We start from the raw sequence: 17,568 nt of genomic DNA on the forward strand, positions 1-17,568 counted from the left end.
TAGAATGACCAGATGTGTAAGTCTTTGTGACGAGTTGATCGGCTCTCGCGTACGCCAAGCTGCGATAGCGTTACCCGAGGATATCCGCTTTTCCAAAACCGGCTGAAAAACCGGCTGAATTTTAAAAATTAAGCCGGTGTCAGTTGGCCTAAGTTTCTGAATTGCTATGAAATTCAAATAGATGGAATGGCGCGCCCGAAAGGATTCGAACCTCTGACCCCCAGATTCGTAGTCTGGTGCTCTATCCAGCTGAGCTACGGGCGCTTGACCATTTTGTGCGTCACTTGACGCAGCGCGGTAACTAATTGGTTCGGTTCCGGATTGCAAGCGCTTATGACAAAAAACTGTAATCTATCAGCAATTTCTTTTTGAGCGGCGAAAGGTGGTAGCGCCATGTTTTTTAAGCCGCATGATCTTGTCCCGAAAAGTCTGCAACTTTCCTGGATCATGCTCAGGCGCTTTTGCCGGCTTTCGCGGCCTGCCGCTGCTTGCGCCAGCTCGCCAGCGAAACCGGCATGTCGGGGATACGGATCTCGAAATGCGTGCCGAATGTCCTGTCCCCGCGCAATTCGATGGCGCCGCCATGCGCGCGGACCAACTCATGCGCGATGGCGAGGCCAAGGCCTGTGCCGCCGCTGCGTGTCGAGCCGCGGAATGCGGTGAAGAGATTGTCGCGGGCCATTTGCGGCAGGCCGGGGCCGGTATCCTCGATGCCGATAATGGCAACCGACCCGACCCGTCCTCCCGTGATGGTCAGGCGCTTCACCACGCTTGAATCGCTCGGCCGGTCGGCCGCCATCGCCTGCACGGCGTTGCGGCAAAGATTGGTCATGATGCGGAAGAACTGCTCCGCATCCACATCCACCTCGAAATCCCGCGGCACCATATTGCGGAATTCTATGCCGCTGTCCGGGTCAATCGGCAGCGTCTCCTCCACATCGGCAATGATAGTGTGCAGCAGCACGCGGCGCTGCTTCGGGGGCGCTTCCTGCGCGCGCCCATAGGCGATGACGCTTTCCGCATAGCCAATCGCCCGGCTGAGCGTGCGAATGAGCTTTGGCGCGAAGCGCTGCACGATCGGATCCTTGGCGTCCGCCAGATGATCCGACATCAACTGCGCGGAGGCGAGGATGTTGCGCATGTCGTGGTTGATCTTGGAAACCGCCAGCCCCAGATCGGCCAGATGCTTCTGCTCGGAGAAAGTACGCTGCAAATCAGTCTGGATTGCCGCCAGCTGGCGCTGCGCCACGCCCAGTTCATCCTTTCGACTGTCGGGAACGATGATGCGCGTCGGGTCGTCCGGCGCTTCGGCGAAATGGATGATGTTGCGATGCACGCGGCGCACCGGGCGCAGCAGCAATTCGTTGATCGCGAGATAGACGAGGCTTGCGGCGATGAGCGAAATCACCAGTGATACAAAAGCGACGTTCGCCGCATAATCCAACATCGCCTCACGCAGCGGCGCATCCGAGGTGACGAGTTCGATCACCTTGTCGCCGTTGCCCACCGGCCCGTAGACCCGCAAGGTGCGGTTACCGCCGGCGAAGAGGGTATCGAAGGCGTCCCATATCGCCGCTGCCTCGCTGGTATGGGCAAGGTCTATATGTTGATCGATGGTTTTCGGCATCTCGGACATGGCAAGAAGCCGCGAGGCGTCTTTCTCGCGCAGCGCGATGGCCTTGGTGCCTGTCGCCAGAAGCACGCTGTCCTGCACCGCGCGCGGCACGTCGGGCGTCTGCCCGTCGGCCAGAACGATGCTGACGGCGGCCACGGTATCAAGCCGCGCCGTCAGCCAGCGCATCCGCATGCTGGCGACGGAAGGCACGAAAATCAGCACTTCCGCCACGAGCACGGAAAGAACGGTCAGCAGCAGGACTTTGCTGGAAAGGCGATGGCGCAGGGGCAATTTGATCAGCGGGCGGTTTTTCTCGCAGGCGCTGGCGCGGTATGCTGCCCCCGGCACGGCAGCGGCCCCACCCTCCATTTCCCTGCCATCATCTTTTTCGGCCATCGATCCAACCCGCCGTGCCGCCGGCGAAATGCCAGCAATTGCGGCTTATATATGCCGCGAAATGGGTGGTTTCCATGGCAGGCACACAATTTCTTGAGTCCTCCCGGATCGATCCCTCACGCGGCCTTATGGTCGGCACGGCGCTCACATCGATTTCGCGGGCCCCATGCCACGCATCATGAGAAGCCTTCGGTCATTGCGGTTATCCCTTCAATAATATTGCTCGAAATCGACCGAATAGGCATTCCCTTCCTCGAATTCGGGAAACAATATCGCTCAAGGTGCCAGATTGCGTTCGAAGAATGCCAACAAGTGTTCATGATGTTCATTTTCGGCGGCGCTTCCGGGAACATGATCCTGCCCTTCATAATAGTGAGTTTCGGATGCGCGACCGGAGCGATGCAGCCGTTCGGCCAAACGGCGCGTCATATCGACGGACCAGACCCGATCAGCCGTTCCATGACTTAGGAACAGAGGCCCTTCAAAGCGTTCGATTTCAATGGGAGTCGTAGGAAGAAGCTCATCAGAGGAGCCACGCCACGACCATGCGCGTTTGCCCGGATCCCACGATTGCCATCCGGGATCGCCTGCGTCCCGCCATACTCGACCATCGAATGCTCCGCAGATGACATCTGGCGGGCTATGAATGGCGACGGCGTCCGGTATGCCGCTCAAATTGTCGCGGACCATAAGAGATGTGAGCAGCAAGGCATGTTCCGCGCCGCGAGAAACGCCATAAAGTCCCACCTTCTTGCCCGTGACAGGAAACGCTCGCAATGCAGCAAGAGCATCGGCGGCCCTATCCAGAGGTACGTCAACGATATTTCCTGCATTCCAAGCATTGCCTCCATTTGAGTATCCAAAAGGAAACGCAAGGAAACCGTGCGCGGCAAAGATCACGGCATTTCGGTGGCTCCATCCTGACCAAGCGCCTTCCGAGCCGTGAAAGACCATGATAGCTGGGAAAGGACCATCGCCGGGCGGCCCATAGGTAGTGCCCCAATCGGGTATCAGGCGACGGACAATTTTCAGCGCCATGTTACCAACCTCTGCATCTGACAGCCCCCTCAATCCCCCTCACCAAACACATATTGCGTCACCTGCCGGTAGGTCTCCCCGGGTCGCAGCACCGCGCCGGGGAAATGCGGGTGGTGGATGGCGTCGGGGAAGCGTTGGGGTTCGAGGCACAGGCCGCCATAGCGGTGGCCTTCCCGCCCGCCGCGCAAGGGCTGCGGAACCGGGAGGAACTTGCCGTCGTAGAATTGCAGTCCGGGTTCCGTCGTCCAGATTTCCATCTCGATGCCGCTTTGGGGGCCTTCGAGGCGGGCGGCGGGGCGCGGGGTTATTGCGGGCTCCATGGCGAGGACGAAGTTGTGGTCGTAGCCGGCATGCGGATGGTCGGGATCGCCGGAACGGATCGCGCGGGGCGTGGTGAAATCGTAGATCGTGCCTGCCACGGGCGCGATTTCGCCGGTCGGGATGAGATCGCCATCGACGGGCGTATAGGCCTTGCCCATGATGGTCAGGCGATGGTCGAGGATCGTATCGGAGCCGTCGAGATTGAAATAGGCGTGGCCCGCCAGATTGACGAGCGTCGGCCGGTCGGTTTCGGCGGTGAGTTCCAGCGTCAGCGTCCGGCCTTCGATGGAATAGCGGCATGTCGCGCGCACTTCGCCCGGATAGCCTTCGTCATCGTGGGGCGATGTGAGCGTCAGCGTGACCGACGATGGCGTCAGGCCGGTGATTTCCCATAGCTTGGCGGAGAACCCTTCGACGCCGCCGTGCAGATGCGTGCGGCTGTTCTCGTTGAGGCTCAACTGGTGATCGACGCCGTCGAGCGTGAAGCGGCCGCCGGCGATGCGGTTGGCGCAGCGCCCGGCGATGGCGCCGACATAGGCGGTCTGGGCCAGATAATCTTCAAGCGTATCGAAGCCGAGGATGACCGAGTGCGGGCCGTCTTCTGCGCCAAGCGTCAGATCGGCAAGCGTCGCGCCATAGGTGAGGATGCGCGCGCGCAAATTCCCGTTGCCGATATCGATGGCGTGAACCGACTGCCCGCCCGCCAAAGACCCGAATTCCATCTTGCTCATCTTCTTCCTCCCACCTTTCAGCGCCTAATCTTTATGCGTATCTTCCCACTACTCTCCGGCGCCCGCAAATCACATAGGGAAATTGCAAATAGCCGCTTCTCTTTTCATATTACTATATGATAATAGCTAAGCCAGTTCGGGAGGACAGCGTATCGGAGGCATCTTGAGACTTGACGTCTCAGGATGGGGCGCTGGGCCGGACGTTGGAGTACTATTCTACTCAGACGACAAGGGAGGATCTAATGTCGTATTTCAAGCGCATGATGATGACCACGGTTGCGGCAATTGCGTTTGCCGGCGCGGCCAATGCCGCCGGCATGACGGTGGGTTTTTCGCAGATCGGTTCGGAATCCGGCTGGCGCGCCGCGGAGACCGCCGTCACCAAGCAGCAGGCGGAAAAGCGCGGCGTCGATTTGAAGATCGCCGATGCGCAGCAGAAGCAGGAAAACCAGATCAAGGCCATCAGAGGCTTCATCGCGCAGGGCGTTGACGGCATCTTCATCGCGCCAGTGGTCGCCACGGGCTGGGATTCGGTGCTCGAAGAGGCCAAGGACGCCAAAATCCCCGTCATTCTTCTCGACCGCACCATCGAGACGTCCAATCCCGATCTTTATCTGACGGCTGTCACGTCCGACACCGTGCATGAAGGCAAGGTTGCAGGCGACTGGCTGGTGAAGACGGTCGGCGACAAGCCGTGCAATATCGTCGAACTGCAGGGAACCGTCGGCTCGAGCCCGGCGATCAACCGCAAGAAGGGTTTTGAGGAAGGCATTGCCGGCCACGCCAATCTCAAGATTGTTCGCAGCCAGACGGGCGATTTCACCCGTTCCAAGGGCAAGGAAGTGATGGAAGGCTTCCTCAAGGCGGAGAATGGCGGCAAGAACATCTGCGCGCTCTACGCCCATAATGACGACATGGCCGTCGGCGCGATCCAGGCCATCAAGGAAGCGGGCTTGAAGCCCGGCAAGGATATCCTGGTCGTCTCCATCGATGCGGTTCCGGATATCTTCAAGGCGATGGCCGAAGGCGAAGCCAATGCGACGGTGGAACTGACGCCGAACATGGCCGGTCCGGCCTTCGATGCACTGAAGGAATTCAAGGACAGCGGCAAGGCCCCGGCGAAATGGATCCAGACGGAATCGAAGCTTTATACGCAGGCTGACGATCCGATGAAGGTCTATGAGGAGAAGAAGGGGCTGGGGTACTAGGTCCTTTTGATCTCTACGCCTGCCCCTCATCCGCCTGCCGGCACCTTCTCCCCGTGAAGAACGGGGAGAAGGAAGACGCGGCAACGCCTATGCCCCCTCTCCCCGTCCTTTACGGGGAGAGGGTAAGGGTGAGGGGCTAGCGGGAGGGTCTGCGGGTGAGGCTCAGTTGGAGGATCGCGGCATGATGGAGAATGCACTTGCGCAGACACCTGCGCGGGATTTGAGCCAGCACGACGCGCTCCTGAGCGTCGAGAATATCAGCAAGTCGTTTCTAGGCTTCCGCGCGCTCGACGGTGTCGATTTCGCCATTCGCGCGGGTGAAATCCATGCGCTTCTGGGCGAAAACGGCGCTGGAAAATCGACGCTGATCAAGGTTCTGACCGGTGTACATCAGCCGGATTCCGGCACGATCCGCTTCGAGGGCGAGGCCATCGGCGTTCGCGATACGCTGCAGGCGCAGCATCTGGGGATCGGCACCGTCTATCAGGAGGTCAATCTCCTGCCCAATCTGTCGGTTGCGGAAAATCTCTTCATCGGCCGCCAGCCCAAGCGCTTCGGCTTCGTCGATCGCCGCGAGATGGAAAGGCGCGCCCGGACGCTGCTCGCGCAATATGACATGAATATCGATGTTTCAGCCACTCTGGCGCAATATTCGGTGGCGGTGCAGCAACTGATCGCGATCGCCCGCGCCGTCGATCTCTCAGGCAAGGTGCTGATCCTCGACGAGCCGACCGCCAGCCTCGATGCGCATGAGACGGAGATGCTCTTCGCCGTCATGCGCCAGTTGAAGGCGCGCGGCATGGGCATCGTCTTTATCACCCACTTCCTCGACCAGGTCTATGCCGTCAGCGACCGCGTGACGATCCTGCGCAATGGCAGGCTTGCAGGGACGGCATTGACCAAGGATTTGAGCAAGATCGATCTTGTTTCCAAGATGCTTGGCCGCACGCTCGCCGAAGCGACCCATACCGGGCACCGCGCCGCGCCGGAACCTTCCTCCCGCCGCATCTCGTTCAGCAATTATGGTCTCGCACGCAGCATCGCACCGTTCGATCTCGATATCGGCGCCGGCGAGGTTGTCGGCGTCGCGGGCCTGCTTGGTTCAGGTCGCACGGAAACCGCGCGTCTGCTTTTCGGCATCGATGTTCCCGATAGCGGCAAGGCCTCTATCGACGGGCAGGAAATTCGTATCCGCAACCCGCGCGAGGCGATCAAGGCCGGCTTCGGCCTCTGCCCGGAAGATCGCAAGACGGACGGCATCGCCGGCGATCTCTCCGTGCGCGAAAACATCGCGCTGGCGCTGCAGGCGCGGCGCGGCTGGCTCAATCGCCTGTCCAGCCGCGAACAGGCGGAACTGGCCGACCGCTTCATCAAGGCGCTCGATATCCGCACCACCGATATGGAGAAGCCGGTCAAGTTTCTCTCCGGCGGCAACCAGCAGAAGGTCATTCTCGCCCGCTGGCTCGCCACCAATCCGCGCCTGCTCATTCTGGATGAGCCGACGCGCGGCATCGATGTCGGGGCGCATGCGGAAATCATCGCGCTCATCAACAAGCTCTGCGACGAAGGCATGGCGCTCGTCGTCATCTCCTCCGAGATCGAGGAAATCGTCGCCTACTCCACCCGCGTCCGCGTTCTGCGCGACCGGGTTCATACGGCGGAACTGACCGGAGCGGACATCAACGCGGCAACGATCATGCGAACGATCGCGGCGGATACGGGGAAGGTGCATTAGGATGTTATGCGTGGTCACCCCCCTCTGCCCTGCCGGGCATCTCCCCCACCCCCCATCATCGTCATCCTCGGGCTTGACCCGAGGATCCACGGCTAGGTGGCGGAAGCGGTATTATCACCCTCAACGGAATCATGAATCATCAGCTAGATATCGGCCCCATGCGCTTGCTGGATCGCGTCGTTGTGGTGGTAACGTCAGCGCCCCTCAGCCGTGGATCCTCGGGTCAAGCCCGAGGATGACGATGGGAGAGCCGTGGGAGATAACCGATCAGCTAAAGCAGGGTGCCATATACCTCGCAACTGTATCTCGCCATGAAAGGTTCGCACAATGAACCGCTTCATCCCTCCCTCCCTCACCAAGGCCATGCCGCAGCTTCTGTCGCTGGCGGTCATCCTGTTTTGCAACTATCTCGCCTTCCCCGGCTTCTTCGACATCCGCTTCCAGGACGGGCGTTTCTTCGGGAGCGTGATCGATGTGCTCAATCGCGGCGCGCCGGTGGTTATTCTCGCCATCGGCATGACGGCGGTCATCGCCACGAAGGGCGTTGATCTCTCGGTCGGCGCTGTCATGGCGGTTTCGGGCGCGGTGGCGGCGACGCTGGCGGTGCATGGCTATCCGCTGCCTGTCATCGTGATTGCGGCGCTTGGGGTCGGCCTCGTCTGCGGCTTGTGGAACGGCCTGCTCATCGCCTTTTTCGATCTGCAGCCCATCATCGCCACGCTGATCTTGATGGTGGCGGGGCGCGGCATCGCGCAGCTCATCACCGAGGGCAGCATCGTCACCTTCACCGATCCCGGCCTCATCTTCTTCGGCACCGGCGCGTTCCTTGGCTTTCCCATGCCGGTCATTCTGGCGGCGATTCTGGGTGTCGCCGCTATTCTCCTGGTGCGGCGCACCGCGCTCGGCTTGCTGATCGAGGCCATCGGCGTCAATCGCAGCGCCAGCACGTTTTCCGGCATCAACAGCCGGCTCATCCTTCTGCTGGTCTACGGCTTCAGCGGTCTTTGCGCCGGGCTCGCGGGTATCATCGCCGCCGCCGATATCCGCGGCGCGGATGCAAACAATGCCGGTCTCTGGCTGGAACTCGACGCCATCCTCGCCGTGGTCATCGGCGGCACATCGCTGCTGGGCGGCCGGTTCAGCATCCTGATGTCGATCCTCGGCGCGATCATCATCCAGGCGATGAACACCGGCATCCTGATTTCGGGCTTTCCGCCGGAATACAACCTCATCCTCAAGGCCGCCGTCATCATCATGATCCTGCTCGCGCAGTCCGCCTCGGCTTCGGGCCTTGGCATATTCCTCAAGCGCGAGCTGAAGCCGGCAAAAATCGAACGGCAGGAAATCCGTCCATGAACACCCGTCTTCTGCCCTTCTACGCCACGCTGCTGATCTGCGTGCTGCTCTATGCGGCCTGCGTGATCCAGTTTCCGAACATGCTTTCGACGCGGGTTCTCGGCAATCTCCTGACCGACAATGCCTTCCTCGGCATTGCGGCGGTCGGCATGACCTTCGTCATCATCTCCGGCGGCATCGATCTTTCGGTCGGCTCGGTTATCGCCTTTACCGGGGTTCTCATCGCCGTGCTGGTGACGCAGCACGACGTCCACCCGCTGGCCGCCTTCGCCATCGCGCTTGTCTTCGCGACCCTCTTCGGCGCGGCCATGGGCGCAATCATCCATTATCTCGATGTGCCGGCCTTCATCGTCACGCTGGCGGGCATGTTTCTGGCGCGCGGGCTCTGCTTCGTTCTCACCACGCAGTCGATCCCCATCAACCACCCCTTCTACACCACCCTTCAAGGGCTTTACTGGCGCTTGCCGGGCGGTGGAAGGCTGACGCTGGTCGGCGGGCTGATGCTTGCGGTGTTCGCGGCGGGCATCATCATCGCGCATTTCACCCGCTTCGGCTCTTATATCTACGCCATCGGCGGCAACCGTACATCCGCGGAACTGATGGGCGTTCCAGTGGGGCGCACCACCATAGGCATCTATGCGCTGTCCGGCTTCCTCGCCGCTCTCTCCGGCATTGTCTTCTCGCTCTACACCTCCGCCGGCTATTCGCTGTCGGCCGTCGGCGTCGAGCTCGATACCATCGCCGCCGTGGTCATCGGCGGAACGCTGCTCACCGGCGGCGTCGGCTATGTGGCGGGCACGTTCTTCGGCATTCTCATCCAGGGCATCATCCAAACCTACATCGTCTTCGATGGCACGCTTTCGAGCTGGTGGACCAAGATTGTCGTGGGAATACTGCTGTTCGCGTTCATCGCATTGCAGCGCGTTCTTGTATTTTTGTCGGAAAGGCGGGTAACGGAACGAAGCATGGCAAGGAGTACCGGGTGACGATCGATAAAACGCAGCTTGGCCAATATGATTTCAGCACGTCGGCGCAATCGCGCACCCATCATGCGCATGTCATGCACGATCTGGGATTAGGCATCGTCAAGGGTTACTATGCCGAAAACAGCATCCTGCCGGGGGATGCCGAGCTTCTGGAACGCTTCGGCGTTTCGCGCACCGTGCTGCGCGAGGCATTGAAGACGCTTGCGGCCAAGGGGCTGATCCAGCCCAAGGCCAAGATCGGCACGCGGGTGCGCGAGCGCTCGCAATGGAACCTTTTCGACCCCGATATCCTGATCTGGCATTTCGAGGCGGGCGTCGATTTGAGGTTCATGGAAAGCCTCGCCGAAATGCGGCTGGCGCTCGAGCCGGAAGCCGCCGCGCGGGCTGCGGAAAGGCGCACCGAAAAGCAACTGGCCGATCTCTATCGCTGGGCCGACCGCATGGGCGAGCGCAACGATACGGCGCAGGATTTCGTCCATAGCGATTTGCAATTCCACCTGACAATCGCGGAAGCCTCCGGCAATCCGTTCATGCGCTCGCTGAGCGCGCTTATCGAGGTGGCGCTCGTCACCGCCTTCACGCTCTCCTCCCCCATTCCCGATACGGAGCGGCATGCAGCGTCAGCCCAGAAGCACCGCGCCATCGCGGACGCCATCGCCGCCCGCGACCCGGAAGCCGCCCGCGCGGCCATGCGGCTCGTTATTTTCGAAGGAGCGGAGCGGGTTGCGCAGGCGGAGCGGCTGAAGAACGGCGTGGCGGGGTGAAGTATCGTAGATTTTTTAGGACTTTCGCGAGAAATCGCTTGGCAGGCCATACGATTTAATTCAACTATAACGATAGTTATGCTATTTAATCTGCATCTATAAGATGATTTCGGTTATTCTCAATCCTCGGGTTAAACCTACCGACATAGAAAGAAAAACGAATTATTGCCTAGATGATCCGGCCGCAGCAGATTCTCGAGACGAGCCCGAGAATGACGACAGGATGCATACAAAGAAAGGACAACCGTCTCATTATTACTCGACAGCCATCCATTATTGATTCGGCGTTAATCAAAATTTCTTAGGTGTAAATCTTTAAATACCGCATTTAATACGCAAGGCAGCATCATGTATACCTATCTCAACCATTTGATATCACGTAAACTTTTATAGTTAAAAAAACATATATTGCCAAACGTGTTTTTTACAGTACAGATTCTCATAGCAACGCGTATTTCACAGGGTGATTTGAGTACTTACCAAGACTCATGGAGCTTATCTTGTTGGCGACCATTGCAACACTTCTGCTTATGGCAAATTTGGTCTTTCTATACCTAGAGAGAAGGCGGTTTGCCGTGCATGGTGAAGGCTGGGCCGCAAGCGTTGCCACATCAACCTGGGAGTTGGAGGGTTATACGCAATCCTTCGCTCAAGCCGACTTCGGTAACGTGATTCCTATCATCAGACATCACTCACCCGGACAGGCTGCGTCATACAGCCCGCTCGGACTTTGTCATTCGACATCGCCTCCCGGCGGGGCGGAAACCGTACTTGACGATGTCCGATTTCGCGCAGCCTTACAGCAGGCCGCGTGCAGCGAGGTTGCGCATGAGAGCGGACGTGCCGAACACCCATGGCGGGCACTGCGTCGAGAGCCGGACCGTATTGGTCAGGCTGCCCAGCTCCGGATTGGAGATGGTAACGATGTCGCCCATCTTGTGCGTGAAACCTTCGCCCGGCACGTCACGGTCCTCGACGGGCGCGAACAGCGTTCCCATGAAGAGCATGAACCCATCGGGATATTGGTGATGGGCGCCAATGGTCTGCGCGACGAGGTCGAGCGGATCGCGGCTGATCTCGCGCATGGTGCTGTGGCCCTTGAGCACGAAACCATCCTCGCCCGCGATCGACAGGTCGAGATCGGCGTTGCGGACGTTGTCGATCGAATAGGTTTCATCGAACAGACGGATAAATGGACCGATCGCGGCGGAGGCATTGTTGTCCTTCGCCTTGCCCAGGAGCAGAGCCGACCGGCCCTCGACGTCACGCAAATTAACGTCGTTGCCGAGCGTGGCGCCCTTCACCGTCCCCCGACTATCGACCGCGAGCACGATTTCCGGCTCGGGGTTGTTCCACCGCGAAATCGGATGCAGCCCGACCGACGCCCCCCAACCGACCGCGGCGAGGACTTGCGCCTTGGAGAATACCTCGGCGTCCGGGCCGATGCCGACTTCCAGATATTGGGACCAGACCCCCTCTTCGATAAGGGCGGCCTTAACCCTGGCCGCATCCGCGGAGCCGGCCTTGAGATTGCGCAGACTGTCACCGATGATCGCGGTGACGCGCTCGCGGATCTTGAGCGCCAGGGCGGGATTGCCGGCGGCCTTCTCCTCGATCACACGCTCGATCATGGAACGGGCGAAGGTGACGCCGCAGGCCTTGACCACCTGCAAATCGTTCGGTGCGAGAAAGTGAATCTTCGTCAGATCGCCGGCCGCTTCCACCGACTGCGCGGCGAGATCATCGAGGGACAGAAGTCGCTCGCCGGTTCGTGCGCGGATGAACATCGCCGCGTCCTCCCGTTCGAGGAGGTCGCGCATGGTCGGCGCTTCTTTAGAAGTGACGTCGTAAAGCACGCCATCGCGCAAGGTCACGAGCGCCGGGCCTTGTGCGTCGGGCCGCCAGACACGCCCGACAAAAGTTCCGGTCTTAAAGGCTTCCGCCGCTATGATCATGGATGTCCTCCCAATGCCGTCGATCGTTCACCGACCGACGCCTGTCAAATTCGAATTAAGTCGCCGGCAGTCATTGCAGAGGACGCCAGTTCATTCAAGCCTCGCATGGAAGACAGGCTTGACACGAAAGAAGGGCTTCTCACGGCAATGAAGTTATCAACTTCTGATGCCGGCATCGGCCTGCCGGTAAGATAGCCTTGCACCTCGCCGAAGTGTTCGTTTCTCAAGCGCTGCAATTGTTGCACTGTTTCGACGCCTTCGGCGGTGGTGGTTATGTTGAACCCCGCCCCAAGCACGGCGACGGCCTGGATGATAGCGAGGTTGCGACTGTCGATTTCAATACCGGAAACAAAGCTGCGATCGATCTTGATCTTGTCGAATGGAAATGAACGCAGATAGGAAAGCGATGAATAGCCGGTGCCGAAATCATCCATGGCGATGCGCACGCCAAGCTCGCGCAAACCATAAAGCAATTGAATGTTCTGCCGGCTGTTGGAGAGAAAAACGGATTCAGTGATTTCCAGCTCGAGCCTACGCGGTTCGAGGCCAGCTTCCTCAAGCGCCATCGTTACGGTATCGAGCAGTTCCGGCCCAAATTGTGCCGGTGAAAGATTGACGGAGACCTTGACGGATTTCGGCCAGTGCGCGGCGGTTTGGCAGGCCTTGCGGAGAACCCATTGACCGATCGTGGAAATCAAACCCGTTTGCTCAGCGACCGGAATGAAATCAGCCGGCGATATCATGCCACGCTGCGGGTGATGCCAACGGATGAGCGCCTCGAAGCCTGAAATGCTGTCATCGGCGAGGGTGAAAATTGGCTGGTAATGAAGTTCAAACTGCCCGTCGGTCAGCGCCTGGCGCAATTCCAACGTCAGGAGATGGCGCTTTTCTGCCGCCAACCGCATCGAGTGCTCGTAGAAACGGAAGGTCGAACGGCCATCGGCCTTGACGGCATGGAGCGCCAGATCGGCATTGCGCAGCAGCAGACCCACCTCGTCACCATGGATCGGCGCCAGCGCAATGCCCACGCTGCAACAGACATATTCCTCATTGTGATCCAGACGAAAAGGCTCAACGAAGGTAGCCATAAGTTTTTCGACGAACAGGCTCACTTCGCCCATATCGCCACCCATGAAGGCAATGGCGAACTCATCGCCATCGATGCGCGCGAGAAAATCATCCGGTGAGATCAACCGGCGCAACCTCGCGGCCACTTCGCGCAGCAAGTGATCGCCCGCCGCATGGCCGATGCTGTCGTTGACCTGCTTGAAATGATCGACATCGAGATAAAGCAGGGCGAACGGCTCCGCTTCATGCTCCTTTTTCAGGAGCTTTTCGACATGGCGGGTGAAGTAAGCGCGATTGGGCAGGCCGGTCAGCGCATCATGCATGGCGACATGCTCGATGCGCGACAGGATTTCCCGTCTCTCGGTCACATCTTCCGAAAGGCCCATGAGATAACGCGGGCGGGAGCCGTCATTCGTCGGAATGCGGCGTTTTATGGTACGCACGGTACGCGTCTGGCCGTCGGCGCGCGTCATGTTCTGCTCGATGGTCAGGACATCGCTGCGCCGCATCGCGACCTTGTCCTGCCGGGCGAAGCGAAGCGCATCGCGGCGGGAGAACACCGCGGTATCGGTCTTGCCCAACACATCCGCCGGAGTGCAGCCGCTAACTTCACCCGCCGCCTCGTTGAACAGCACATAGCGTCCATCGTCCTCCATGTCCTTGACGAATATGCCCAAGGGAAGATTGCTCACCAGATTGTCGAGGAGCGAGCGGGTGTGATTCACCTGCCTGTAGGCCTCACTGACCTCGGTCCGGTCCTGCACGATGGCGAGAATGGCATCGCGTCCCCTGAACCGAACCTGCCGGCCATAGGTCAGAACATCGATGATCTCGCCATCGGCTTTCAAATGCTGCCAGCGCTCAGCGCGGTCGAGGTCGGACTTCTCTCTGATCGCATCCAGCATACGCTCGCGTTCCGCAGGCGGACGGATATCGAGAACCGTCAGTTGACGGAATTGTTCGCGGTCGTAGCCATAAAGCTCGACGGCAGCATGATTGATAATGATGAACTTCAGGGTTTGCGGATCATAGACCCACATGGGCGTGGGATGGGTGGTGAAAAGAACGCGGAAATCCTCGTCGCTTTCCGCCTCCATGTCCGTTGCCCTTGTCGAAGGCGACATTCGATCGTACCCCTGTCGGATTCTTTACATTTTTCGTCGCAGAGCAAATCATCAAATCCTAAATAAAGAATGTTGCGCTTTGATCCGCCTGTTTTTATCCCTCCGATTTTCGCTACCTTCCATCGAGACCGAAATCTGGTAACAGGTGATCATGACCGACAAGCCACGCATCACGATCACCTATTGCACCCAATGCAGCTGGTTGCTTCGCGCAGCCTGGATGGCGCAGGAATTGCTCTCGACCTTCGGGCAGGACTTAAGCGAGGTAGCGCTGATTCCCGGGACAGGCGGGGTTTATGAAATCCGCGTCGGCGACAAGCTCATCTGGGAGCGCAAGCGCGACGGCGGTTTTCCAGAGGCTAAGGTCTTGAAGCAGCGCGTCCGTGATATCGTCTGGCCGGAACGCGATCTGGGTCATTCGGACGGTCATAAAGCGGAAAAATAAAGCCAACCGAGAAGGCGCTATTCGTCCTCGACCACGCGTAGCCGCAACTGCCCCGTTGCGCTGCCGGCTGCCGGGCCGGCAGTTTTTGCCGGAGCGTCGTCGTCCGGCTTTTCGCCAAATTCCAGCGCTTCGATTTTCGCGCCGCGCTTCGTCACCTTGCCGGACGAAACGAGAATGTCATCGATATCCTTGTTGGCCTGCAGGAAATGGCCTTGCAGTTTACGCACCCGCTCGTCAAGGCGCGAGACATCCTCCATTAGCTGGATCACTTCGCCCTGGATCAGATGCGCCTGCTCGCGCATCCGCGCATCCTTCAGCACCGCCTGGATGACCTGGATCGACAGCATCAGCAGCGACGGCGAGACGATGACGATGCGCGCGCGATGCGCCTTCTGCACCAGCCCTTCGAAATTCTCGTGGATTTCCGCGAAGATCGATTCTGACGGCACGAACAGGAATGCCGTATCCTGCGTCTCGCCTGATATCAGGTATTTCTCCGATATGTCGCGTATATGCACTTCGATATCCCGGCGAAACTGGGCAATGGCGAGCTTCTTCGCCTCTGGTGTTCCCGCGTCGCGGATCGCACTCCAGGCTTCCAGCGGAAACTTGGCGTCGATCACCAGCGAGGGCATTCCATTGGGCATCCGCACCACGCAATCGGGCCGGTTATGGTTGGAAAGTGTCGCCTGAAATTCGTAGGCGCCGCGCGGCAGACCATCGGCGATAATCGCCTCCATGCGCGACTGGCCGAAGGCGCCGCGCGTTTGCTTGTTGGCGAGGATCGCCTGCAGCTGCACCACCTGCCCCGCCAGCGACTGGATATTGTTCTGCGCCGTGTCGATCACCGCGAGCCGCTCCTGCAACTTTGCCAGATTCTCGTGCGTCGACTTGCTCTGCTCGGTCATGGTCTGACCGATGCGGCTGGTCATGCCGTCGAGCCGCTCGCGGATCGACTGGTTGAGCTCGGCCTGCCTTGAGCCGAAGACCTCGGCCATGGTCTGCATCCGGCCCTGCATTTCCGCCTGGCTTTTCAGGATTTCCGCCATGCGCATTTCCGCGTCGCGGGCGCGCTCCGCCGCCTGCACCTCGGCGATGGCACGGGCATGGCTTGCCCGCCACGCCGTAACGAGAAAGAAAAGCGCAACGGCGCCGAAACAGAAAAGCAATGCTCCGCCGAAGGAGACTGTATGTACGCCAAGTTGAAGCAGCGGCGCGGCCAGAAGAGTGTTCGTTTCCATGCGGAAGGCTTAACTGATTCACGATGGGAAAGCGAGATCAAAACGAGAACATTTTTAACCCTCACGCTATCGGCTTATTGACGCCCGCGACCCGAACGATTAGGTGAAAGCCATGTCAATCAAGCCTCTTGTCATCCTTCCCGACCCCATCCTGCGCCAGGTGTCCAAGCCTGTAGAGCGCATCGACGATCAGTTGCGCACCTTTACCGCCGACATGCTGGAGACGATGTATGACGCGCCGGGCATCGGCCTCGCCGCTATTCAGGTAGGCGAGCCCCTGCGCATCCTTGTCATCGACCTTTCGAAGGAAGATGAGGAAAAGGCGCCGCAGGTATTCATCAATCCAGAGATCGTGGCGTCCTCCGACGAGCGCAGTGCCTATGAGGAAGGCTGCCTGTCGATCCCCGATTATTATGCGGAAGTAGAGCGGCCTGCGAGCGTGCGCGTCACCTATCTCGATCGGGAAGGCAAGGCGCACGAGATCGCCGCCGAAGGTCTGTTGGCTACCTGCCTGCAGCACGAGATCGACCATCTGAACGGTGTTCTCTTTATCGATCATATCTCGAAGCTCAAGCGCGACATGGTGATCAAGAGATTCAAGAAGCTCGCCAAGGACCGTCCGCCAAGCAAGCTCGCTATTTAGGAGAACTGCCCATGTCGCTGCGCGTGATTTTCATGGGCACACCGGAATTCTCGGTGCCTGTTCTGACCGCGCTTATCGGCCAGGGCCACGACATCGCCGCCGTTTATTCGCAGCCGCCGCGCCCGGCCGGGCGTCGCGGGCTGGAGCTGACGAAATCACCGGTGCATGATAAGGCCGAACAGTTCGGCATTGAAGTACGCACGCCGAAGAGCCTGAAAAGCGCTGAAGAACAAGAGGCGTTCCGCGCGCTTGACGCTGACGTGGCGGTGGTCGTCGCTTACGGACTTTTGCTGCCGCCCCCGATTCTCGAAGGCACCCGGCTCGGCTGCTATAATGGGCATGCATCCTTGCTTCCGCGATGGCGCGGCGCGGCCCCCATCCAGCGCGCCATCATGGCCGGCGACCGCGAGACCGGCATGATGATCATGAAAATGGACGAGGGTCTCGATACCGGGCCGGTCGCCATGGTTGAAAAGGTGGTGATAACACCCGACATGACATCAGGCGAATTGCACGACCGCCTGAGCATGATTAGCGCCGACCTCATGGTCCGCGCCATGGCCGCGCTTGAGCGCGACAGCCTGACGCTAAAGCCGCAGACGGAAACGGGCGTCACCTATGCCGCCAAGATCGACAAGGCGGAAACGCGTATCGACTGGACAGGTCGTGCGGAGGATATTCACAATCGCATTCGCGGGCTTTCGCCTTTTCCCGGCGCGTGGTGCGAGATGGAGATCGGTGGGAAACCCGAGCGCGTCAAACTGTTGAAATCGACGCTGGCGAGAGTTGAAGGCACACCGGGCATGATTCTTCCCGGCGACGGCTTGACGATCACTTGCGGCGAGGGCGCGGTGAAGCTCACGCTGCTGCAAAAGGCCGGCGGCAAGCCGCTTGGCGCGCAAGACTTCCTGCGTGGCGCGCCCGTGACACGGGTTTTCTGAC

Annotated in this window: 14 protein-coding genes and 1 tRNA gene; 8 read left to right on the forward strand and 7 right to left on the reverse strand. The window is 59.6% G+C overall.

Going from position 1 to position 17,568, the window contains the following annotated elements:
* Positions 1–187: 187 nt before the first annotated feature.
* From C7477_RS11320 to C7477_RS11335, 4 genes are all read right to left on the reverse strand, one after another.
* Positions 188–264: transfer RNA gene (locus C7477_RS11320), tRNA-Arg, on the reverse strand.
* Between the two features lie 187 nt (positions 265–451).
* Positions 452–2,011 carry a sensor histidine kinase gene (locus tag C7477_RS11325; protein ID WP_245411816.1) on the reverse strand — a complete coding sequence of 520 codons (1,560 nt, stop codon included), beginning with the start codon at positions 2,009–2,011 and terminating at the stop codon, positions 452–454.
* Between the two features lie 276 nt (positions 2,012–2,287).
* On the reverse strand, positions 2,288–3,049 hold the full coding sequence (locus C7477_RS11330) for an alpha/beta hydrolase family protein (RefSeq protein WP_110752147.1): 762 nt from the start codon (positions 3,047–3,049) through the stop codon (positions 2,288–2,290).
* Between the two features lie 29 nt (positions 3,050–3,078).
* Positions 3,079–4,101 carry an aldose epimerase family protein gene (locus tag C7477_RS11335; protein WP_110752149.1) on the reverse strand — a complete coding sequence of 341 codons (1,023 nt, stop codon included), beginning with the start codon at positions 4,099–4,101 and terminating at the stop codon, positions 3,079–3,081.
* 260 nt (positions 4,102–4,361) lie between these two features.
* On the opposite strand from C7477_RS11335, the gene ytfQ reads away from it, so the two are divergent.
* The 5 genes from ytfQ (at position 4,362) to C7477_RS11360 (ending at position 10,150) form a co-directional block, all read left to right on the forward strand.
* Positions 4,362–5,309, forward strand: a complete 948-nt coding sequence (ytfQ, locus tag C7477_RS11340) for a galactofuranose ABC transporter, galactofuranose-binding protein YtfQ (protein WP_425373560.1) — start codon at positions 4,362–4,364, stop codon at positions 5,307–5,309.
* 181 nt (positions 5,310–5,490) lie between these two features.
* Positions 5,491–7,044 carry a galactofuranose ABC transporter, ATP-binding protein YtfR gene (gene ytfR / locus C7477_RS11345; protein WP_245411817.1) on the forward strand — a complete coding sequence of 518 codons (1,554 nt, stop codon included), beginning with the start codon at positions 5,491–5,493 and terminating at the stop codon, positions 7,042–7,044.
* A 327-nt stretch (positions 7,045–7,371) separates the two neighbouring features.
* Entirely contained in the window at positions 7,372–8,400 is a 1,029-nt protein-coding gene (locus C7477_RS11350; protein WP_110752153.1) for an ABC transporter permease, read from the forward strand.
* Positions 8,397–9,386 carry a galactofuranose ABC transporter, permease protein YjfF gene (gene yjfF / locus C7477_RS11355; protein WP_110752155.1) on the forward strand — a complete coding sequence of 330 codons (990 nt, stop codon included), beginning with the start codon at positions 8,397–8,399 and terminating at the stop codon, positions 9,384–9,386. Before C7477_RS11350 ends, yjfF begins: the two co-directional genes overlap by 4 nt.
* 74 nt (positions 9,387–9,460) lie before the next feature.
* Entirely contained in the window at positions 9,461–10,150 is a 690-nt protein-coding gene (locus tag C7477_RS11360) for a FadR/GntR family transcriptional regulator (RefSeq protein WP_110752240.1), read from the forward strand.
* A gap of 797 nt (positions 10,151–10,947) precedes the next feature.
* Here the strand turns inward: C7477_RS11360 and C7477_RS11365 are convergent.
* Both C7477_RS11365 and C7477_RS11370 read right to left on the reverse strand, forming a co-directional pair.
* Positions 10,948–12,105, reverse strand: coding sequence for a fumarylacetoacetate hydrolase family protein (locus tag C7477_RS11365; protein ID WP_110752157.1), 1,158 nt, complete (start codon positions 12,103–12,105; stop codon positions 10,948–10,950).
* Positions 12,106–12,149: 44 nt separating this feature from the next.
* Positions 12,150–14,297, reverse strand: a complete 2,148-nt coding sequence (locus tag C7477_RS11370) for a putative bifunctional diguanylate cyclase/phosphodiesterase (protein ID WP_245411818.1) — start codon at positions 14,295–14,297, stop codon at positions 12,150–12,152.
* Between the two features lie 151 nt (positions 14,298–14,448).
* Here C7477_RS11370 and C7477_RS11375 point away from each other — a divergent pair, with 151 nt between their 5' ends.
* Positions 14,449–14,742 carry an Rdx family protein gene (locus tag C7477_RS11375; RefSeq protein ID WP_110752161.1) on the forward strand — a complete coding sequence of 98 codons (294 nt, stop codon included), beginning with the start codon at positions 14,449–14,451 and terminating at the stop codon, positions 14,740–14,742.
* Between the two features lie 17 nt (positions 14,743–14,759).
* On the opposite strand, the gene C7477_RS11380 is transcribed toward C7477_RS11375, so the two are convergent.
* Positions 14,760–15,983 carry a DNA recombination protein RmuC gene (locus C7477_RS11380; RefSeq protein WP_110752163.1) on the reverse strand — a complete coding sequence of 408 codons (1,224 nt, stop codon included), beginning with the start codon at positions 15,981–15,983 and terminating at the stop codon, positions 14,760–14,762.
* A 112-nt stretch (positions 15,984–16,095) separates the two neighbouring features.
* Between C7477_RS11380 and def the strand changes: the two genes are divergently transcribed.
* Both def and fmt read left to right on the forward strand, forming a co-directional pair.
* Positions 16,096–16,626, forward strand: coding sequence for a peptide deformylase (gene def / locus C7477_RS11385; RefSeq protein WP_110752165.1), 531 nt, complete (start codon positions 16,096–16,098; stop codon positions 16,624–16,626).
* Between the two features lie 17 nt (positions 16,627–16,643).
* Positions 16,644–17,567 carry a methionyl-tRNA formyltransferase gene (gene fmt, locus C7477_RS11390; protein WP_110752242.1) on the forward strand — a complete coding sequence of 308 codons (924 nt, stop codon included), beginning with the start codon at positions 16,644–16,646 and terminating at the stop codon, positions 17,565–17,567.
* Position 17,568: the final 1 nt, after the last annotated feature.

This window comes from Paramesorhizobium leguminum (genome assembly GCF_003217235.1).
In the GTDB taxonomy this organism is placed as follows: domain Bacteria; phylum Pseudomonadota; class Alphaproteobacteria; order Rhizobiales; family Rhizobiaceae; genus Paramesorhizobium; species Paramesorhizobium leguminum.

Bases quoted from the DNA above. Each gene is read 5' to 3' on its own strand.
- C7477_RS11375 (WP_110752161.1), top strand. From the start codon at position 14,449: ATGACCGACAAGCCACGCATCACGATCACCTATTGCACCCAATGCAGC.
- C7477_RS11350 (WP_110752153.1), top strand. From the start codon at position 7,372: ATGAACCGCTTCATCCCTCCCTCCCTCACCAAGGCCATGCCGCAGCTT.
- ytfR (WP_245411817.1), top strand. From the start codon at position 5,491: ATGATGGAGAATGCACTTGCGCAGACACCTGCGCGGGATTTGAGCCAG.
- C7477_RS11380 (WP_110752163.1), bottom strand. From the start codon at position 15,983: ATGGAAACGAACACTCTTCTGGCCGCGCCGCTGCTTCAACTTGGCGTA.
- yjfF (WP_110752155.1), top strand. From the start codon at position 8,397: ATGAACACCCGTCTTCTGCCCTTCTACGCCACGCTGCTGATCTGCGTG.
- C7477_RS11365 (WP_110752157.1), bottom strand. From the start codon at position 12,105: ATGATCATAGCGGCGGAAGCCTTTAAGACCGGAACTTTTGTCGGGCGT.
- C7477_RS11330 (WP_110752147.1), bottom strand. From the start codon at position 3,049: ATGGCGCTGAAAATTGTCCGTCGCCTGATACCCGATTGGGGCACTACC.
- C7477_RS11370 (WP_245411818.1), bottom strand. From the start codon at position 14,297: ATGTCGCCTTCGACAAGGGCAACGGACATGGAGGCGGAAAGCGACGAG.
- ytfQ (WP_425373560.1), top strand. From the start codon at position 4,362: ATGATGATGACCACGGTTGCGGCAATTGCGTTTGCCGGCGCGGCCAAT.
- C7477_RS11325 (WP_245411816.1), bottom strand. From the start codon at position 2,011: ATGGCCGAAAAAGATGATGGCAGGGAAATGGAGGGTGGGGCCGCTGCC.
- C7477_RS11360 (WP_110752240.1), top strand. From the start codon at position 9,461: ATGCACGATCTGGGATTAGGCATCGTCAAGGGTTACTATGCCGAAAAC.
- C7477_RS11335 (WP_110752149.1), bottom strand. From the start codon at position 4,101: ATGAGCAAGATGGAATTCGGGTCTTTGGCGGGCGGGCAGTCGGTTCAC.
- def (WP_110752165.1), top strand. From the start codon at position 16,096: ATGTCAATCAAGCCTCTTGTCATCCTTCCCGACCCCATCCTGCGCCAG.